The sequence below is a fragment of the Streptomyces sp. LHD-70 genome, from assembly GCF_031157275.1.
Classification (GTDB): Bacteria; Actinomycetota; Actinomycetes; order Streptomycetales; family Streptomycetaceae; genus Streptomyces.
Genome location: NZ_JAVIFW010000003.1, coordinates 328658 through 348034 on the forward strand (window position 1 = coordinate 328658; position 19377 = coordinate 348034).

The 19377-nt window shown below is 71.0% G+C and carries 14 protein-coding genes; 9 read left to right on the top strand and 5 right to left on the bottom strand.

Translation table 11 applies throughout. The features are described from left to right. Positions 1–133 precede the first annotated feature (133 nt). The 7 genes from RCO28_RS09545 (at position 134) to RCO28_RS09575 (ending at position 9543) form a co-directional block, all read left to right on the top strand. Entirely contained in the window at positions 134–1648 is a 1515-nt protein-coding gene (locus RCO28_RS09545; protein ID WP_308940742.1) for a sugar ABC transporter ATP-binding protein, read from the top strand. Then, positions 1645–2643 (top strand): ABC transporter permease, encoded by a 999-nt coding sequence (locus tag RCO28_RS09550; RefSeq protein ID WP_308940565.1) that lies wholly within the window; start codon positions 1645–1647, stop codon positions 2641–2643. Before RCO28_RS09545 ends, RCO28_RS09550 begins: the two co-directional genes overlap by 4 nt. Next, complete coding sequence (locus RCO28_RS09555) at positions 2640–3671, top strand: ABC transporter permease (RefSeq protein ID WP_308940566.1); 1032 nt, start codon at positions 2640–2642, stop codon at positions 3669–3671. The genes RCO28_RS09550 and RCO28_RS09555 overlap by 4 nt, the downstream gene beginning before the upstream one ends. After that, on the top strand, positions 3668–4873 hold the full coding sequence (locus RCO28_RS09560; protein ID WP_308940567.1) for an ABC transporter substrate-binding protein: 1206 nt from the start codon (positions 3668–3670) through the stop codon (positions 4871–4873). Before RCO28_RS09555 ends, RCO28_RS09560 begins: the two co-directional genes overlap by 4 nt. After that, a complete protein-coding gene (locus RCO28_RS09565; protein ID WP_308940568.1) occupies positions 4870–5742 on the top strand; it encodes a sugar phosphate isomerase/epimerase in 873 nt (290 codons plus the stop codon). Before RCO28_RS09560 ends, RCO28_RS09565 begins: the two co-directional genes overlap by 4 nt. A 71-nt stretch (positions 5743–5813) precedes the next feature. After that, a complete protein-coding gene (locus RCO28_RS09570; RefSeq protein WP_308940569.1) occupies positions 5814–8942 on the top strand; it encodes a ThuA domain-containing protein in 3129 nt (1042 codons plus the stop codon). Positions 8943–8997: 55 nt separating this feature from the next. Next, entirely contained in the window at positions 8998–9543 is a 546-nt protein-coding gene (locus RCO28_RS09575; protein ID WP_374991136.1) for a sensor histidine kinase, read from the top strand. Positions 9544–9596: 53 nt separating this feature from the next. Here RCO28_RS09575 and RCO28_RS09580 read toward each other — a convergent pair whose 3' ends face one another. Next, positions 9597–10727 (bottom strand): aminoglycoside phosphotransferase family protein, encoded by a 1131-nt coding sequence (locus tag RCO28_RS09580; protein ID WP_308940570.1) that lies wholly within the window; start codon positions 10725–10727, stop codon positions 9597–9599. Between the two features lie 232 nt (positions 10728–10959). On the opposite strand from RCO28_RS09580, the gene RCO28_RS09585 reads away from it, so the two are divergent. After that, on the top strand, positions 10960–12456 hold the full coding sequence (locus RCO28_RS09585) for a hypothetical protein (RefSeq protein ID WP_308940571.1): 1497 nt from the start codon (positions 10960–10962) through the stop codon (positions 12454–12456). Positions 12457–12612: 156 nt separating this feature from the next. On the opposite strand, the gene RCO28_RS09590 is transcribed toward RCO28_RS09585, so the two are convergent. From RCO28_RS09590 to RCO28_RS09605, 4 genes are all read right to left on the bottom strand, one after another. Continuing rightward, positions 12613–14049, bottom strand: coding sequence for a SpoIIE family protein phosphatase (locus RCO28_RS09590; RefSeq protein ID WP_308940572.1), 1437 nt, complete (start codon positions 14047–14049; stop codon positions 12613–12615). Positions 14050–14329: 280 nt separating this feature from the next. Beyond that, entirely contained in the window at positions 14330–14890 is a 561-nt protein-coding gene (locus RCO28_RS09595) for a dihydrofolate reductase family protein (protein WP_308940573.1), read from the bottom strand. A gap of 73 nt (positions 14891–14963) precedes the next feature. Then, on the bottom strand, positions 14964–16172 hold the full coding sequence (locus RCO28_RS09600; protein WP_308940574.1) for a lactonase family protein: 1209 nt from the start codon (positions 16170–16172) through the stop codon (positions 14964–14966). Positions 16173–16272: 100 nt separating this feature from the next. Beyond that, a complete protein-coding gene (locus RCO28_RS09605) occupies positions 16273–17088 on the bottom strand; it encodes an NAD(P)H-dependent oxidoreductase (RefSeq protein ID WP_308940575.1) in 816 nt (271 codons plus the stop codon). A 257-nt stretch (positions 17089–17345) separates the two neighbouring features. Here RCO28_RS09605 and RCO28_RS09610 point away from each other — a divergent pair, with 257 nt between their 5' ends. Continuing rightward, a complete protein-coding gene (locus RCO28_RS09610) occupies positions 17346–19346 on the top strand; it encodes a kelch motif-containing protein (RefSeq protein WP_308940576.1) in 2001 nt (666 codons plus the stop codon). Positions 19347–19377: the final 31 nt, after the last annotated feature.

The following is a 19377-nucleotide window of genomic DNA, read 5'->3' on the forward strand; positions in this document are numbered from 1 at the left end:
CGACCTAAGTCTCCGTCAATTTCCTTGTGAAGAACGGTGCTTGAGACCTTGACAGGTCAAACCAGGGCCAGCACATTGCTCCGCGGTGCGCTTCCGCGCCCGCTGTCGAAGGAGAGCCGTACGAATGCCGGCGATGCTGACGATGCAGGGTGTGTCCAAGAGCTTTCTCGGAGTACGGGTGCTGCACGGTGTGGACCTCGACCTGGAGGCGGGCGAGGTGCACGCCCTCGTCGGTGAGAACGGCGCCGGCAAATCGACGTTGATGAAGGTCCTCGCCGGGGAGCACGTCCCGGACGAGGGCGTCATCCGGCTCGACGGCACCGCCCACCGCTTCGGCCATCCCGCCCAGGCCCAGGCCGCCGGGATCGGCATCATCCACCAGGAGTTCGCGCTCCTGCCGCACCGCACGGTCGCCGAGAACGTCTTCCTCGGCCGCGAGCCGACCCGCCGCGGCCTCGTGGACCGGCGCGCGATGCGCGAGCACACCGCGCGCCTGCTGACCGAACTCGGCATCGGCGCGGCGGAGGGCCTCACCCCGGACACACCCGTCCGCGAGCTCTCCGTGGCCCGCCAGCAGACCGTCGAGATCGTCAAGTCCTTGGGAGGCGCCTCCGACGTACGCGTCCTCGTCATGGACGAGCCGACCGCGCCGCTCGCCGACCACGAGGCCGGACTCCTGCATGACCTCGTACGCCGACTCGCCGCCCGCGGGCTCGGTGTCCTCTACATCTCGCACCGGCTCCGCGAGGTCTTCGAACTCGCCGACCGCGTGACGGTGTTGAAGGACGGCCGCCGCGTCACCACCACCCGCACCGCCGACACCGACACCGACCGGGTCGTCCGCGCCATGGTCGGCCGCGAGCTCAGCGCCTACTACCCGCCGCGCGCCCGCCCCGAGGAGCTCGGCGCGCTCCGGCTCACCGTCACCGGCGGGGGAAACGACCGGCTGCACGCCATCGACCTGCGCCTGCGCGCGGGCGAGATCACCGGTGTCGCGGGCCTCCAGGGCTCGGGCCGCACCTCCCTGGCCCGCGCCCTGTTCGGCGCCGCGCCCTTCACCCGCGGCCGGATGACCGTCGGCGACCGGGAGTTGCGTCCGAGCCGCCCGCGCCAGGCCATCCGCGCGGGCCTCGCCCTCGTCACCGAGGACCGCAAGACCGAAGGGCTCGCCCTGCGCCAGTCCGTACGGGACAACGCCCTGCTCGTCACCCGCGCCGTCACCACGAAAGGCCCGCCCGCAGGCCGCTCCCTGGCCGGGCTCCTCGACCGCGTCAGGCTCCAGGCGCGCGGCGAGGACCAGCAGACGCAGTATCTGTCCGGCGGCAACCAGCAGAAGGTCGTCATCGCCAAATGGCTCGCCGCCCACCCGCAGGTGCTGATCGTCGACGAGCCCACGCGCGGCGTCGACGTGGGCGCCAAGGCCGCCATCCACACCCTGATCCGCGAACTCGCCCGCGACGGCCTTGCCGTGCTGCTCATCACCTCGGAACTGCCCGAGCTGATCGGCATGAGCGACCGCGTCCTCGTCATGGCCAAGGGCCGGATCGCCGGTGAACTGCCCGCGGGCGCGGGCGAGGAGGACATCATGCGGCTAGCCACCTCGGCCGCGGAGAGACCAGCGACGTCGGCCGCGGAGGGAGCCGTATGACCGGCACCGCACTCGCCCCCGCACCGGTCACGTCCCCGCCGCGGAAGGCATCCCGGCTCACCGACCCCGTCGTCGGCGTCTGGCTCGCCGCCCTCGCCGTCACCCTGCTCGGCTGGCTCGTCGTCACCCTCGACGGCGGTACGTTCCTCACCCAGGCCAACCTCACAAGCATCCTGCAGAACAGCGTCGCCCTCGGCCTGGTCGCCGTCGGCCAGAGCGCCGTGATCCTCACCGGCTCCCTCGACCTGTCCGTCGCGTACCTCATCGGGCTCGGCACGCTCGTCGCCGCCGAGACCATGCAGAGCGGCAGCGTCGTCACGGCCGTGCTCGCGGTGCTCGCCCTGTCGGCGGCCGTGGGACTCGCCAACGGGCTCGTCGTCACCGGGCTCAAGGTCAACGCGTTCATCGCGACCCTCGGCACCGCGTTCATCCTGCGCGGCTGGATCGAGCACCACTACACCGGCCCCGCGGGCAAGGTGCCCGCCTCCTTCCAACGGCTCGGCTACGACCGCATCGGCCCGCTGCCCGTCTCCCTGTTCCTGCTCGCCGCCGTCGCCGTCGCCCTCTGGCTGATCACCCGGCGCACCCGGCTCGGCCACCACATGTACGCCACCGGCGGCGACGAGCACGCCGCCCGCCTCTCCGGCGTCCGCACCCGCCGCACCGTGATCGCCGCGCACGTCCTGTGTTCCCTGTGCGTGGGCGCCGCCGCCCTGTTCCTCGCCGCCCGGCTCGGCGCGGGCTCCCCGTGGGCGGGCACCGAGGCGCGGTACGACCTGGAGTCCATCGCCGCCGTCGTCCTCGGCGGCACCGTCCTCGCGGGCGGGCGCGGGGGAGTGACCGGCACCCTCGGCGGCGTCCTCGTCCTCGCCGTCCTGGACAGCGTCTTCAACCAGCTGTCCGTCGACCCGTTCTTCAAGAACGTCGTACGCGGCGTCGTCATCATCGCCGCCGTCGCCCTGTACGCGCGGCGCGGCGCGAGGAGGTCCGCATGACGGTGGCAACTCCCGTACGCGGCAAGCGCGTTGGGATTACCTTCGGCCCGGGTGCACCCGTGTACGTGCTGCTGATCGTCCTCCTCGCCGCGCTCGCCCTGACCGATCCCGGCTTCTACGACCCGGACCGCTTCCTCGCGTTCGTGAAGCGCGCGGCGCCCCTCGTGCTGCTCGCGGCCGGTCAGTACCTGGTCATCGTCAGCGGCGAGTTCGACCTGTCCGTCGGCGCGATCGTCACCGCCGGAGTGGTCGTGGCGGCCGAGCTGTACGGCTCGTACCCCGGCGCGCACTGGCTGCTCGTGACGCTCGCGCTGCTGCTCGCCGGAGCGGTCGTCGGCCTCGCCAACGGGCTGATCAGCACCGCCCTGCGCGTGCCCTCCTTCATCACCACGCTCGGCATGATGCTGATCCTCGAAGGCGCCGTCTTCTACTGGACCGGCGGCTCCCCGCAGGGTGTGCTCCCCGAGGAGTTCCGCGCCCTGGGTCGCGGCACCGCCTTCGGGTGGCTGCCGTGGGCCGTGCTCGCCTGCGTCTCGGCCGCCGTGTTCGCGGTGTGGCTGATGCGCCGCGACTTCGGGCGCACCCTCATCGCCACCGGCGACAGCGAACGCACCGCGGCCCTGTCCGGTGTACGGGTCCACCGCGTCCGCGTCCTCGCCTTCGTCCTGTCCGGGGTGGCCGCCGCGCTCGCCGCCGTCCTGGTCGGCGGCTTCTCCGGGGTGTCCGCGCAGGCCGGGCGCGGTATGGAGTTCGAGGCGATCACCGCCGTCGTGCTCGGCGGGGTGGCGCTCGGCGGCGGGCGCGGCTCGGTGCTCGCCGCGATGGCCGGGGCGTTCTCGCTCCAGGCCCTGTTCACGCTGCTCAACCTCCAGGGCGTCTCCGGCGCCCTCGAATCCACCGTCCAGGGCGTCATCGTCATCGCCGCCGTAGGCATCGGGGCCGCGGACTTCGCCCGCCTGCGCCGCCGCCGTACGCAGTCCGCGGCGCGCAGCCCACGTACGCATTCCTCGGAAGGAAGTACGCCATGAGCCGCCCCCGCCCCCTGCTGATCGGCTCGGCCGCGGCCCTCGCCGCCGCCCTCCTCGCCTCCTGCACCAGCGACGTCCCGCCCGAAGCTCCCGCCGCCGCATCCCAGAGCAGTGGCTCGGAGACCGACGGCAAGCAGTCCGAGTTCTTCCAGCAGGCCGAGTACGAACGGCAGTTGAAGCTCGCCGAGGCCACACCGGAAGGGCCCGAGGGCAAGCCCTGGGAGCAGATGCTCGAACCCGAGATGAAGGACACGTCGCAGTACGCGAAGAAGGGCTCCGGCGGCGTCCACCTCTGCTTCTCCAACGCCGGGGTGTTCAACCCGTGGCGCCAGGTCGGCCTGAAGACCATGAAGGCCGAGGTCGAACTCCACGACGAGATCAGCGAGTTCACCGTCCTCGACGCCCAGGGCAAGGACGACAAGCAGATCTCCGACATCCAGGAGCTCACCGGAAAGGGCTGCGACGCGCTGATCGTCTCGCCCAACACCACCGCCACCCTCACCCCCGCCGTGAAGGAGGCCTGCGGCAAACTCCCCGTGATCGTCTTCGACCGGGGCGTGGAGACCGACTGCGCCGTCACCTTCATCAACCCCATCGGCGGATACGGCTACGGAGACGTCGCCGCCGACTTCCTCGTCGACAAGGTCAAGCCCAAGGGCAAGATCCTCGCCCTGCGCATCTCGCCCGGCGTGGACGTCCTGGAGAACCGCTGGTCCGCCGCGAAGGTCGCCTTCGACAAGAGCGAACTCGACGTCGTGGACGTCAAGTTCACCGAGGGCGACACCGCCAAGACCAAGTCCGTCGTCGCCGACGCCATCTCCCGGCACGGGCAGATCGACGGCGTCTGGATGGACTCGGGCGCCACCGCCGTCGCCGCCGTGGAGGCCTTCGAGGACGCGGGCGTCGACGTACCGCCCATCACCGGCGAGGACCAGCAGGACTTCCTCCAGGCCTGGAAGGACAAGGACCTCACCGCGATCGCCCCCACCTACCCCACCTTCCAGTGGCGCACCCCGGTCATCGCCGCCTTGCGCGTCCTCGACGGCAAGCAGGTCCCCGAGGAGTGGAAGCTGCCGCAGCCGACCGTCACACAGGACAACCTCGACACGTATCTGAAGGACGGCATGCCGCCGCTGCACTACGCGATGTGCGGCTGCGAGAAGCTGCCCGGCTTCCCTGAGGACTGGGGAGGCAAGAAGTGACCGCCCCCGCCAGGCAGTTGGGCGCCAACCCGTGGATCTGGCACTCGCCCGTCACCACGGAAGCCCTCGCCGAGACCCTGCCGCGCCTCGCCGGCTGGGGCTTCGACTGCGTCGAACTGCCCCTGGAGGCGGCCGACGACTGGGACCCGGCGAGCTGCGCCAAACTCCTCGACGCCACCGGCCTCTCCCCGGCCGCCGTCATCGGCGTCATGCCACCCGGCCGCGACCTCGTCCGCACCACACCGGACACGGTCCGCACCACCCAGGACTACCTGCGCCGCAGCGTCGACCACGCGCACGCGATCGGCGCGCCCGTGGTCGCCGGGCCCCTCTACGCGGCCGTCGGCCGGACCTGGCGCATGGACTCCCGGGAACGGTCGGCCGCGTACGCCGAGTGGCGCGAGCACCTCGCGCCCGTCGTCGAGTACGCCCGGCGCGCCAGTGTCCGCCTCGCCGTCGAGCCCCTCAACCGGTACGAGACCAGCTTCGTCAACACCGTCGCCCAGACCCTCGACGCGCTCGACGGCCTGCCCGCCGACGGCATCGGCCTCGCCCTCGACACGTACCACCAGAACATCGAGGAACACTCGCTGCCCGCCGCCGTGTACGCGGCCGGTGACCGCATCGTGCACGTCCAGGTGTGCGCCAACGACCGCGGCACCCCCGGCGCCGACCACCTCGACTGGCCCGGCTTCCTGCGCGCCCTCGCCGACGTGGCACCCCAACTCCCGCTCTGCATCGAGTCGTTCACCGCCCACAACGACGCCATCGCGGTCGCCGCCTCCGTATGGCGCCCCCTCGCCCCCACCCAGGACGCCCTCGCCACCGAAGGCCTCGGCTTCCTGCGCCGCACCCTCGCGGCACTCTGAGCACCCACTGATTTCCGGCACGCACCACCATCCGGCACCACCTCACCCGTACGACGAGAGAGGAACGGTCCATGGGTCGTCACCCACGTGCACTGCCGAAACGCATACGAAGAACACTGCTCACCCTGCTCGCCGCCCTGGCGCTCGCGCTGACCGCACTGCCCGCCACCGCCGCGGGCAAGGCACCCGAGTTCCGCGCGCTGCTCTTCACCAAGGCGGTCGGATACGTCCACGACTCCATCCCCGCCGGAATCCAGATGTTCAAGGAAGAGGCGGAGGACAACAACTTCGAAGTCGTCCAGACCGACGACGCCACCGTCTTCGCCGACGACAAGCTCAAGGACTTCGACGTCATCGTCATGCTGCAGAACTCCGGCATGGTCTGGGACACCGACGCCCAGAAAGAGGCGATACAGGACTACGTGCGCTCCGGCAAGGGCGTCGTCGCCCTCCACAACACCCTCGACATGGGCGTCGAGGAGGAGTTCCCGTGGTGGGACGAGACCATCAACGCGGGCGCCCACATGCCCGCGCACTCGCCCGGCGTCCTGAAGGGCACCGCGAAGGTCGCCGACCGCGTCCACCCCTCCACCAAGGGCCTCCCGGAACGCTGGGAGCGCCCCGAGGAGTGGTACAACTTCGACCGGAACCCCCGCGGTGAGGTGCACGTCCTCGTCACGGCCGACGAGACCACGTACGACCCGGGCGGCTCGGCCATGGGCGCCGACCACCCGATCTCCTGGTGCCGCACCACCGAGGGCGGCAAGGTCTGGGCCACCGCGATGGGCCACGACAAGGCGTCCTACAGCGAGGCGTACTTCCGCGAGCACGTCATCGGCGGCGTCAAGTGGGCCGCGGGCAAGGCGAAGGGCGACTGCGGCGGCACCGTCTGGAACGGCTACGAGAAGATCACCCTCGACGACAACACCGCCGACCCGATGGAGCTGGACGTCGCCGCCGACGGCAAGGTCTTCTACGCCCAGCGCAACGGCGAGGTGAAGATCTTCGACCCGGCGTCCCACCAGACCACCAGCGCGGGCCAGTTGGACGTGTACACCGGCGGCGAGGACGGACTCGTCGGCCTCGAACTGGACCCGAAGTTCAAGGACAACCACTGGATCTACCTCTACTACGCGCCCGCCGGGTCCAAGGACGACATCAACCGCCTGTCCCGCTTCACCGTGAAGGACGGCAAGCTCGACAAGGCCAGCGAGAAGCAGCTCATCGACGTCCCCGCGTACCGCGACCGCACGTTCCCCGAGCCCGGACACACCGGCGGCGCCGTCGAGTTCGGCCCGGACCGCACCCTCTACCTGTCCACCGGCGACGACGTGCCGCCCAACCTCGACCCGAACTGGCAGGGGTACGCCCCGCTCGACTGGCGCGAGGGCAAGCACATGCTGGACGCCGCCCGCACCGCCGGCAACACCAACGACCTGCGCGGCAAGATCCTCCGCATCAAGCCCAAGGACGACGGCGGCTACAGCATCCCCAAGGGCAACCTCTTCGCCGAGGGCACCGACAAGACCCGCGCCGAGATCTACGCGATGGGCTTCCGCAACCCGTTCCGCTTCACCGTCGACCCGAAGACGGGCTATGTGCACGTCTCCGACTACGGGCCCGACCGCGGCGCCCCCACCACGGACCGCGGGCCCGAGGGGCTCGTCGAGTACAACGTCATCAAGAAGCCCGGCAACTACGGCTGGCCGTTCTGCCACGGCAACAACCAGGCGTACGCCCCGTACAACCCGGACACCCAGGAGGTCGGCGCCAAGTTCGACTGCGCCAACCCCACCAACCCGTCCCCGAACAACACCGGCCTGAAGGACCTGCCGCAGCTCGTCCAGCCCGAAATCTGGTACGGATACGGCGAGTCGAAGGAATTCCCCGAGATGGGCTCCGGCGGCTCGGCCCCGATGAGCGGACCCGTCTACCACTACGACGCGAAGAACCCGTCGAAGACCAAGTTCCCCGCCTACTTCGAGGGCGCGAGCTTCTTCTACGAGTGGGCGCGCAACTCCGTCAAGGAGATCCGCTTCGACCAGGACGAGAAGCTCCTGAAGATCAACGACTTCATGGACTCGGTGAAGTTCAACAAACCCATGGACATGACCTTCGGCCCCGACGGCTCCCTCTACGTCCTCGAATGGGGCTCGGAGTTCGGCGGCGGCAACAACGACTCCGGCCTCTACCGCATCGACTACGCGCAGGGACAGCGCAGCCCCCTCGCGAAGGCCAAGGCATCCGCCACCAACGGCCCGACACCCCTGAAGGTCGACTTCTCCAGCGAGGGCACCAGCGACCCCGACGGTGACGCCCTCACCCTGGCCTGGGACTTCGACGGCGACGGCACCTTCGACTCCACCGAGGCCAACCCCAGCCACACCTACACCACGAAGGGCGACTTCACGGCCCAGCTGAAGGTCACCGACTCCACCGGCAAGACCGGCTTCGCCAACATCCCGATCACCGCGGGCAACACCGCCCCCACGGTCAAGGTGGAGACCCCGCTCGACGGCAAGCTCATCACCTTCGGCGACAAGATCCCGTACAAGGTCACGGTCACCGACCCGGAGGACGGCACCGTCGACTGCTCCAAGGTCACCGTCAACCCGGCCCTCGGCCACGACGACCACGAGCACCCGACGACCGACATCCCCGGCTGCGAGGGCACCGTCGACACCGGCGACCTGGGCGGCCACCCCGAGGGCGCGGACCTCACGTACGTCCTCAACGCCAAGTACACCGACCAGGGCGCCGAGGGAACATCGGCGCTCACCGGCTACGGGCGCTCGGTGCTTCAACCCCGCCACAAGCAGGCCGAGTACCGCGACGACCAGTCCGGCACCCGCATCGTCTCCCAGGCGGGCGCGGAGAACGGCAAACGCATCGGGGACATCAGCAACGGCGACTGGATCGCCTTCGACCCGATGAGCCTGGACGGCGTGGACCAGGTCAGCTACAAGCTGTCCTCGCCGTACGGAGTGGGCGCGATCGAACTCCGCGCCGGCGCCCCGGACGGCAAGCTCCTGGCGACCACTCCGGTCCCGAACACGGGCGGCTGGGACACCTATCAGGAGACGCCCGCGGTCCCCGTCGAAGCCCTGTCCGGCGGCGGCCACAAGCTGTACCTGGTCTTCACGTCACCGCAGGACAACGCCTTCGACGTGGACGCGGTGCAGTTCCACAGCGGTACGTGACCGACACCTGACGGCACCAGGGCCCGTCTCCCCGATCTTTGCGGGTCCGCGACGCCTGGCACGGCACCTCGCCGCACGCCCGAATCACCCAAGTACGTCCAGTACGAGGGCGATCCGGGCGCACGCCGATGCACCGCACCAGACGCCGCGGGCTGATCCGCAAAGATCAGGCAGACGGGCCCTGGCCGCCGAACGCGCCACCAGCAGCGCCCGCGCCCTGTCCGCCCAGGAGGACGAGCGCAGCCGGGTCGCGCGCGAACTGCACGACGAGGTGGGCCAGACCCTCACGGCCGTCCTGCTCCAGTTGAAGCACACCGCCGACCAGGCCCCCGAGCCGCTCCGCGAGGAACTGCGCCAGGCCCAGGAGGCCACGCGGGCCGGGCTCGACGAGATCCGCCGGATCGCCCGCCGGACGCTGCGCCTGCTCGTCCGGGACGACGGCCGCGGCATCGGCACGGCCGAGGAGGGCGCGGGCATCCAGGGCATGCGCGAACGCGCCCTGCTGATCGGCGCGGGCCTGCATGTGGGGGCGTGCACCCACGGAGGTACGGAGGTGCGCCTCGACGTGGTGATTCCCCTGACCCGCCCCTTCGGCGACTGAGGCGACTGAAGACAGGGGTGCCGGGGCCTGAGCCCCGACACCCCTGTCCTCCCTCAGCGAGTGCCGACCGCCGCGCGCACCGCCCTGCGGGCCAGCGCGCAGTCGTCGTGCAGCCGCCGCAGAAGCAGCCGCTGCTCCTCGCCGGACGGCGCAGCACCGGCTTGGGCCTGACCCGGTGCTGCCGGGGTCTGGTCGTGCATGGCGCGCTGCACGGCCGTCTCGTACATGCGGATCTCCCGGGTGAGGACCAGCATCAGGTTCACCAGGAACGCGTCCCGCGCCGCCGGGCCCGCGGACTGGGCGAGCTGGCTGATCTGACGGCGTGCCAGGGGGGCGTCACCGAGACAGGACCAGAGCGTCGCCAGGTCGTACCCCGGCAGGTACCAGCCCGCGTGCTCCCAGTCGACGAGGACCGGGCCCGCCGGGGAGAGCAGGACGTTCTGCAGCAGCGCGTCGCCGTGGCAGAACTGGCCCATGCCGCTGGGGCCCGCGGAGACCGCGATGCCGTGCAGCAGCTTCTGCAGGTCGCCCAGGTCCCGGTCGGTGAGCAGACCCAGCTCGTGGTAGCGCGAGATCCGCGAGCCGTAGTCCAGCGGGGCGTCGAACATCCCCGCCGGCGGCCGCCAGGCGTTGAGCCGGCAGATCGCGCCGAGCGCCGCACGGATGTCCGCGCGCGGCGGCGCCTCCACCGGGTGCCGCTGCACGGCCGCGACCCTTCCCGGCATCCGCTCGATCACCAGCGTGCCGCCCACCGGGTCGGCGGCGATGAGCCGCGGCGCACGTACCGGCGGACGGTGCCGGACGAACGCGCGGTATGAAGCTATTTCGTGCTGGAGCCGCTCCGACCACGCGGGGGAGTGGTCCAGTAAGCACTTGGCGACCGCGGTGGACCGTCCGGTCGTACCGACCAGGAGTACGGAGCGTCCGCTGCGCCGCAGCACCTGCACCGGGTTGAACTCCGGGCAGATCCGCAGCACGGACGCGATGGCCGTGCGCAACTGCGCGCCCTGGGCGCCGGACAGGTCGAGTCTGCCGCTGAGGGGTTGCGTGCCGGGGGCCGGGCGGCGCATCCGGCCGCCTATGGCGGGGACCGCCTGCCGGGACGGTGCCAAGTACGGACCGCTGCCCTGACGGTGGGCCTGCGGCCGGGGCGGAGCGGACACGGAGGACGATGCTGCGTACATGGGCGAGACAGATCCCTTCGTGTGCCGACGAGTCACATACGCCACCCGCCCGGCTGCAGTGCAGCACCCTGGGGAGTGCGGTACGACCGCCGGGGCGGGGTGGCGCATATCTACCTGACACCTCCCGGCGCCTGGCACACCATGTGGCGCACCCTGGCGAACCCTGGCGAATAGTCGCACCGCATCTGACAGGCGGTTACTGTCAACTCAGCCGAGAACCTGGGGGCTTGACGTGAGCAGCGAACCCAACACTCGCCTGCAAGACCTGTTCGGCCTGGCCGGCTGGTCCAAGGGCGAACTGGCGAGACTCGTGAACCGGCAGGCGGCGGCCATGGGCCATCCGCAGCTGGCGACCGACACCTCGCGGGTGCGGCGCTGGATCGACATGGGAGAGATCCCGCGCGATCCCGTACCGCGGGTCCTGGCGGCCCTGTTCACCGAGCGACTCGGCCGTGTCGTGACCATCGAGGACCTCGGTCTGGTCCGGCACGGGCGTACGGGAAAGAGGCAGAGCAAGGGGCAGCAGGACAACCCCGACGGACTGCCTTGGGCGCCCGAGCGGACTGCTGCGGTCCTCACCGAATTCACGGGAATGGACCTCATGCTCAACCGACGCGGCTTGGTGGGCGCGGGCGCCGCGCTCGCCGCGGGATCCGCACTCAGCAGCGCCATGCACGACTGGCTGCACACCGACCCGGCCCTGACCGCCGACGCACCCCGCTCCCACGACCCCCTGCATGCCGACCCCGCTGGGTACGACCGGTACGAGGCCGCCCCCATCGGGTCGCAGGAGATCGAGGAGCTGGAGCGTTCGGTGGAGGTGTTCCGCGCCTGGGACGCCTCCCGTGGCGGCGGGCTGCAACGCAAGGCCGTGGTGGGCCAGTTGAACGAGGTGGGCGGCATGCTCGCCTACCACCACCCCGACCATCTCCAGCGGCGCCTGTGGGGCGTCGCCGCCAACCTCGCGGTCCTCGCGGGCTGGATGTCGCACGACGTGGGCCTGGAGCCCACCGCCCAGAAGTACTTCGTGATCGCCGCGCACGCGGCCCGCGAAGGCGGCGACCGGCCGCGCGCCGCCGAGGCGCTCTCCCGGGGCGCCCGCCAGATGGTGCACCTGGGCCGGCCCGACGACGCCCTGGACCTGATGAAGCTCGCCAAGTCCGGCTCGGGCGACCAAGTCCTGCCGCGCACCCAGGCGATGCTGCACACCATCGAGGCCTGGGCGCAGGCCGCCATGGGCAAGGGCCAGGCGATGCGGCGCACCCTCGGCGAGGCGGAGGAACTCTTCGTCTCGGACAAGGGCGATGTGCCGCCGCCGAGTTGGATGCAGATGTTCGACGAGGCCGACATGCACGGCATGCAGGCCCTGGCGTACCGCACGCTCGCCGAGCACGACCCCGGCGCCTCAAGCATCGCCCAACGGCACGCCAAGGAAGCCCTGGAGCTGCGGGTCGGCGGGCGGCAGCGCTCGAAGATCTTCGACTACATCTCGCTGGCCTCCGCCTGCTTCATCGCCGACGACCCGGAGCAGGCCGACCGGTACGCACGCCTGGCCCTGGTGTCCATGGGCGAGACCTCCTCGCACCGCACCTGGGACCGGCTGCGCGAGATGTACCGGCTCACCGGCCAGTACGCCTCGTACCCGAAGATCCAGGATCTGCGCGAGGAGATCGAACTCGCCCTGCCCAAGGTCCAGTCGAAGGGGAAGGGCAAGAGCATGAGGGCATGACGACCCTTGACGGTCGGCCGGACTGCGGGGCCTCGTCTGCCGGGTGGCCGTTCGTCGCCGGGTGCGGGCCCGTGGCCCGTCCTCGCGCCCACGCGGCGCCAGCCGCACATCGACACAGCCCCGCACCCCTGAGGGCGCCCCCTCAGGGCGTTCCCCTCAGGGCGCCCCGATCCTCGCGACCAGTACGCACGCGTCGTCCTCGCGCTCGGCCTGTCCGAACTCCTCGACGACCGTGCGTACGCAGTCCTGCGCGCCGCGCGCCCCGGCGAACCGGGGGGCCAGGCCCAGGAGGCGCTCGGCGCCCGCGGTGCCGTCACGTCCGGGCACGAGGCCGTCGGTGTGGAGCAGCAGCAGATCGCCGATCTCCAGGCGCTCTTCGGCCTGTTCGTACACCGCGCCCGAGGTGGCGCCCAGAAGCACTCCGTCCGGCGGTGTCAGCGCGCGCCCCGTCCCTCCGCGGAACAGCAGGGGGGCGGGGTGCCCGGCCTGCGCCCAGGTGAGCGTGCGGTGCACCGGGTTGTACCGGCAGCACACCGCGCTGCCCAGGGCGGGCTGCACGGCGGTGTCCAGCATCTGGTTGAGGTGGCCGAGCAGCGGTCCTGGCTGTGAACCGGCGATCGCCATCCCGCGCAGCGCGCCGAGCAGCATCGCCATGCCGGAGGTGACGGTGACGCCGTGCCCGGTGAGGTCGCCGACGCTCAACAGGGCGTCACCGTCCGGGAGTTGCAGGGCGTCGTACCAGTCGCCGCCGATCAGCGCGCTGGAGGAGGACGGCAGATAGTGCGCCGCCAGGTCCAGGGCCGCGGGGCTGCCGTGCGGGAAGCGGAGCGAGCCGCGCCAGGGCGGCAGCACGGCTTCCTGCAGCTCCACGGCGACGCGGTGCTCGGTCTGCGCCAGCTGCTGCTGGCGCTGCAGGGACTCCTGGCTCTCGCGCACCGCGAGCTGGCTGCGGCGCAGTTCGCTGACGTCCCGCAGGACGGCCCACATCGACGCGGTCATGCCGTTGGCGTCGAGTACGGGCTCGCCCATCATGTGCACGGTGCGCACGTCGCCGTCGGGGCGGACGATCCGGAACTCGCCGTCGATGGGCCGCCCGTCGACGAGGCAGTCCGTCACCATCGTGGTGAGCAGGCGCTGGTCCTCCGCGTGCACGAGGGCGGGGAGTTCGTCGAGTGTGAGGGGCTGCTTGGCCTGGTCCCAGCCGAATATGGCGTAGAGCTCGCCGGACCAGGTGACCTCGTCCGTCAGGAGGTTCCACTCGGCGCTGCCGACCCTGCTGAGCAGGGATCCGCGCTGCGGTTCGGGCCGCGACGGGGTGGCCACGGCTGCCTGGCGGCCGTCCTGCAGGGAGTCGGCCGGGACGCCGGCGCGCAGCTGGCCCAAGTGGGTGTTGAGGTCGTCGAGTTGGTGCACGGCGAGTTCGCACAGGGCGCGCTGCCAGCGGCCCCGCGGGTCCATGGCGTCGGGCACGGTGTCGCGGCGCACGGCGTCCACGTCCCCGCGAAGGCGCTGCGTCTGGGAGATGAGCGCGTCGACCGTGCCGCGCTCGGGCGGCTGAGGTGCGGGGCGGTCCGCAAAGAGAGGGGACGGCATGACGTACTCCGATGCAGGCGCGGTGCGACCAAGGCTGACGGAAGAGCCGGTTACGACTGTTGCACAGGCAGCCATGCCCCGTAAGGGATTTGGCAACACACGATCCGGTGGTGCTGTCGGCATATGCCGGTGTCCTCGCATGTGTCTTGTCCCGATTCGCGCGGTTTGCCGGGCGCTTTATGGTGTTGCGCAGGGCCCTCAACTGTGCCTGACGGTGCGGTAGTTGAGGCCGAAAATCGCCGTTTGCCCCGGGCGGGCGACGCGCCGGGGCGGATCCGGTTCAGCTGCGGGGCGCGTACCGCAGAAACGTCGTGCCGCCCGCGAAGCGGCGCTCTTCCAGCAGTTCGAGGCCGCTGCGGAACCCGGCGGGAAAGGCCCGCTTGCCGCCGCCGACCAGGCAGGGGACGAGGAACACCCGGCACTCGTCGACGAGCCCCGCGGCGAAGGCGTGCCGGGCCAGTTCGGGCCCGCCGACGGCGAGGTCGCGGGTGGCCGACTCCTTGAGCCGCGCGACCGCCCCGGGGTCGAATTCGCGCTCGATCCGGGTGCGCGCGGTCGAGACCTCGCGCAGGGTCCGGGAGTACACGATCTTGTCGGCTTCGAGCCACTGCCGCGCGAAGTCCACCGCCACGGGTGGCTGACCGGGCTCGTCGAGGACGGTCTCCCAGAACTGCAGCACCCCGTACATGCGCCGGCCGAGGAGTTGGGTGCCGACCGAGCGCTCCTGGTCGTTGATGAACGCGTGCACCTCGTCGTCGGGCGCGGCCCAGTCGAAGGAGCCGTCCTCGTCGGCGATGAAACCGTCGAGCGAGGTGATCACGGTGTACAGCAGACGTGCCACGGGTCCTCCGGTCGTCCGGCGGGGTGCGTACGTCCATTGTGGCGCCGCCGGGCGGTGAGCACCCGTCGTCCCGTCACAGCGGCAGCGCGCACACCGCCCCGGGGGAGGCGAAGCCCTCGCCGACGGGCCGCAGCGCGCCGTCGGCCGGGTCGACCGTGAAGGTGCTGACCGTGCCGGAGCGCTGGTTGGCGGCGAAGAGGAGGGTGCCGTCGGGGGAGAGGGCGATGTGGCGGGGGAAGTCGCCGCCCACGGGGACCGTGTCGAGCAGCCGCAGGCGGGCGCCGCCGGACTCGATCCGGTACCGGGTGAGGCTGTTGTGGCCGCGGTTGGCGAGGTAGGCGTAGGAGCCGTCGGGGGTGACCGCGAACATCGCCGGATGGCTGGTGCCGGACCCGGTGCCGGTCTCCTGCGGCTCGCCCGGCGTGAGGCGGCCGCTCGCCGGGTCGTACGCGCAGACGACCGCGGTGTTGTCGAGCTCGGCGGCGACGTACGCGTACCGCCCCGAGGGGTGGAACGTGAGGTGCCGGGGGCCCGCGCCGGGCCGGAACGCGGCCGATGCGACGCGGGTCAGGGTGCCCGCCGACGGGTCGAGCCGGTACGTGTAGACGGTGTCCGTGCCGAGGTCGGTGGCGAGCAGATGGCCGCCGTCGGGGGCGGTGAGGAACTGGTGGGCGTGCGGCCCCTGCTGCCCGGGGCCCGGCGGCGGGCTGTCGTGGGTGACGAGGTCGGCGCGCTCGCCGAGGGCGCCGGACGCGTCGATCGGGTGGACGGCGACGCTCCCCGAGCCGTAGTGGGCGCTGAGCAGCCACTTTCCGCTCGGGTGCACCGACAGGTGGCAGGGGGCGGCGCCGCCGCTGTCGCGCCGCCCGATCACCTCGTGCGGGCCGCCCGGCCGGAAGCGGATCGCGGTCAGACCGCCCTGCTCCTGCTCGTTCACCGCGTAGTACGTCCGCCCGTCCGGGTGGACCGCCAGATACGACGGGTCGTCGATGCCGGTGAGGGTCTCGCCCTCGGTGATCGTCCCGTCGGCCGGGTCGTACGAGGTCACGCCGATGCCCTTGCCGCCGGCCCCGGCCGAGGTGTACGTGCCGATGAGGAGGGGGCGCGGGCCGGTCTTCTCGCGGCGGGGCGGCGCGGGCTGCGGGCGGCGCTGCGACGGCGGGGGCGCGGGCGGGGCGCTCGCCGCGGACAGTGTGGCCAGGGCGCCCACGGCCGAGAGCGCGCCGAGGAAGCGACGCCGGCCGGGGCTGCCCGTGGGGGTGGGAGGTGTGGGGCCATCCATGGGGACACAGTGACGGGTGTGGCTCACGCCCGGCAAGTACCGCAATTCGAATTGCACGCTCCGCAACGGGAGTTGGGGTACCCGGGGTCGGTCCGCTGCCTCAGCGCCCCGCCCCCACCCGGTCCCGTACGTCGAGCCGCTGTGCCGCGACACCTGTTCGTCCCGGTGCCACATCGGGTCGCAGCACCAGATCGCCGTCGTGGTCGCCGCCCTGCTCGTGCCGGTAGCGCAGCGGCTCCTCGTCCGCCAGACCGCGCAGCCGGTCGCTCAGGGCCTCGGTCGTGGTGTGGGCGCCCGCCGGGGTCATCCGGTCGGCGCCGTAGACGGTGAACGGGGCGAGCGGGGTCATGCCCGTGTACCAGAACGTGCCGTGCAGGAGCGGGAACAGCACCTCGTCGATCGGGCCGTGGATGCCGCGCGGGCCGAAGCTGGACTCGCGTGCCCCGACCGACGTGACGATCAGGGCGCGCTTGCCCGCGAGCCCGCCGTCCCCGTACCGCAGGGTCGTGCCCGCCTCGTCCTTGAGGCCGAAGGCGAAGCCCTGCACCAGGACCCGGTCGAACCAGCCCTTCAGGATCGCGGGCGGCCCGAACCACCACAGCGGGAACTGGAGGACCACGGTGTCCGCCCAGGCGAGCTTCTCCTGCTCGGCACGGATGTCGGCGCTCAACTCCCCTCGTCCGTACGCCTGTTCCTGTGCGGCGCCGACGACGAGCCGCTCGTGCCCCGGGGCGGCCGACTCGGTTCCGGGCTCCCGGAAGTCCTCCGCGTCGACGACGGCCTTCCAGCCCATCGCGTACAGGTCGGACATCCGGTGCTCGTGGCCGAGGGAGTCGAGGGTGCGCAGTCCCGCGTCGAGCAAGGTGCCGTTGAGGGAGTGCCGTTCGGGGTGGGCGTAGATCCACAGGATTCTCATGCCTCGATCCTCCATCTGGCCCCCAGGGCGAACCAGTGGCCAGATAGACCCGTACCGCAAGCATCTGGCCATCCCGCGGTGCCCGGAGTGCGGTCCGCCGCGCCGGGAGGGGCGGCCGGACCCCCGGTCGGCCGAGGGCCAAAGTCCCTACGGTCATCCAGGACTAATGTCCGGACTCGTCATAGAGTGCAAAACGTGCAAAACGCCCATTGGTGGGTGTCAGGGTCGCTGCCGTAGTGCCTCATGGGGAGTTGTCGATGGGATACCGTCCGAGCCGCCGCACCACCAGGGTCCTGATGGGCGGCGCCGTCGTCCTTGTCCTCGCGGGGACCAACGCCCCGGCGGTCTACGACTTCGCCTCGGAGCGGTATCACGCGTACGAGATCGATCAGCCCGAGTACAAGGCGAAGAACGGCCAGTGGAAGGTCGTGGACGTACCGGAGAAGTACCGCATCAACACGATCCACGCCGCGCTCCTGCACACCGGGAAGGTCCTCCTGATCGCGGGCTCGGGCAACAACGCGAAGATGTTCGACGCGAAGACCTTCCGCACCGTGCTGTGGGACCCGGTGAAGAACACCTTCGAGAACGTGCCCACCCCCGCCGACCTGTTCTGCGCCGGACACACCCAACTCCCGGACGGGAACTTGCTGGTGGCGGGCGGAACACAGCGCTACGAGTCGCTCAAGGGCGACGTGGAGAAGGCCGGCGGCCTGATGATCGTCTACAACGAGAACCCGGACAAGCCGAAGACCCTGCCCGCCGGCACCCGCTTCACCGGCCAGGAGAACGGCAAGACCTTCGAGTCGCAGGTCAGCCTGGTCGTGCCGCGCGCGAAGAAGACCACCGACCCGAGGACCGGCAAGCCCAAGGTCACCGCGAGCAGCGCGCGCGTGTACGTGGAGGCACTGGAGAAGGGCGAGAAGCATCAGACCGGTAGCCAGGACCAGTACCGCATCTCCGGCCTCAAGGGCGACGAGCGGCAGAACATCTACGGCATCGCGCAGAAGCTGTCCTTCGACAAGAAGGACTTCCAAGGGATCAAGGACGCCTACGAGTTCGACCCCGTCGCCGAGCGGTACATCAAGGTCGACCCGATGGGCGAGGCCCGCTGGTATCCCACCCTGACCACCCTGGAGGACGGCAAGGTCCTCTCCGTGTCCGGGCTCGACGAGATCGGCCAGGTCGTGCCGGGCAAGAACGAGGTGTACGACCCGAAGACCAAGAAGTGGCGCTACCTCCCCAAGTCCCGCTTCTTCCCCACCTATCCCGCCCTCTTCCTCGCCGACGACGGGCGGCTCTTCTACACCGGCTCCAACGCCGGGTACGGACCGGACGACCAGGGGCGCGAGCCCGGCCTGTGGGACCTGGACTCCAACGAGTTCACGAAGGTGCCCGGCATCAGTGACCCCGACATCCTGGAGACCTCGATGTCGGTGCTGCTGCCGCCGGCCCAGGACCAGAAGTACCTGGTGCTCGGCGGCGGTGGCGTCGGCGAGTCCGAGAAGGCCACCGACCACACCCGCATCGCCGACCTCAAGGCGGCGAGCCCGCGCTTCGTGGACGGGCCCGACCTGTACGAGAAGGCCCGCTACCCCACGAGCGTGATCCTCCCGGACGACAAGGTGCTCACCACCAACGGCTCCGGCGACTACCGCGGCAAGGGCGACACCAACGTGCTCAAGGCCGCCCTCTACGACCCGGAGAGCAACAAGTTCACCTCGGCCGCCGCCCCGCTCGTGGGCCGCAACTACCACTCCGGCGGGCTGCTGCTCCCGGACGGCCGGGTGATGACCTTCGGCTCCGACTCCCTCTTCGCCGACAAGGCCAACTCCAAGCTGGCCACGTTCGAGCAGCGCATCGAGCTCTACACACCCCCGTACCTCCACCAGGGCGGCGAGCGGCCCGAGTTGCGGGATCCGAACGGCGGGCGCAGCAGTGTCGAGCTGGGCAAGAAGAAGACGTTCAGCAGCAAGGACGCCGCGTCCATCAAGAAGATGCGGCTGATGCGGCCGGGTTCCTTCACGCATGTCACCAACGTCGAACAGCGCTCCATCGCCCTCGACTTCGAGCGTACGAAGGACGGCGTCGAGGTCACCCTGCCGAAGAACCCGGCACTCGTGCCGCCCGGCTGGTACATGGTCATGGCCGTCGACGACCGCGGCGTCCCCTCGGAGGCGGCCTGGCTGCACGTCCCGGTGAGCGAGGACGCCCCCACACGCAAGACGACGGCGAAGATCCCGGCTGCGGCGCACTGAGGATCGGTGGGGGCCTGCGGCCCCCGCGCCC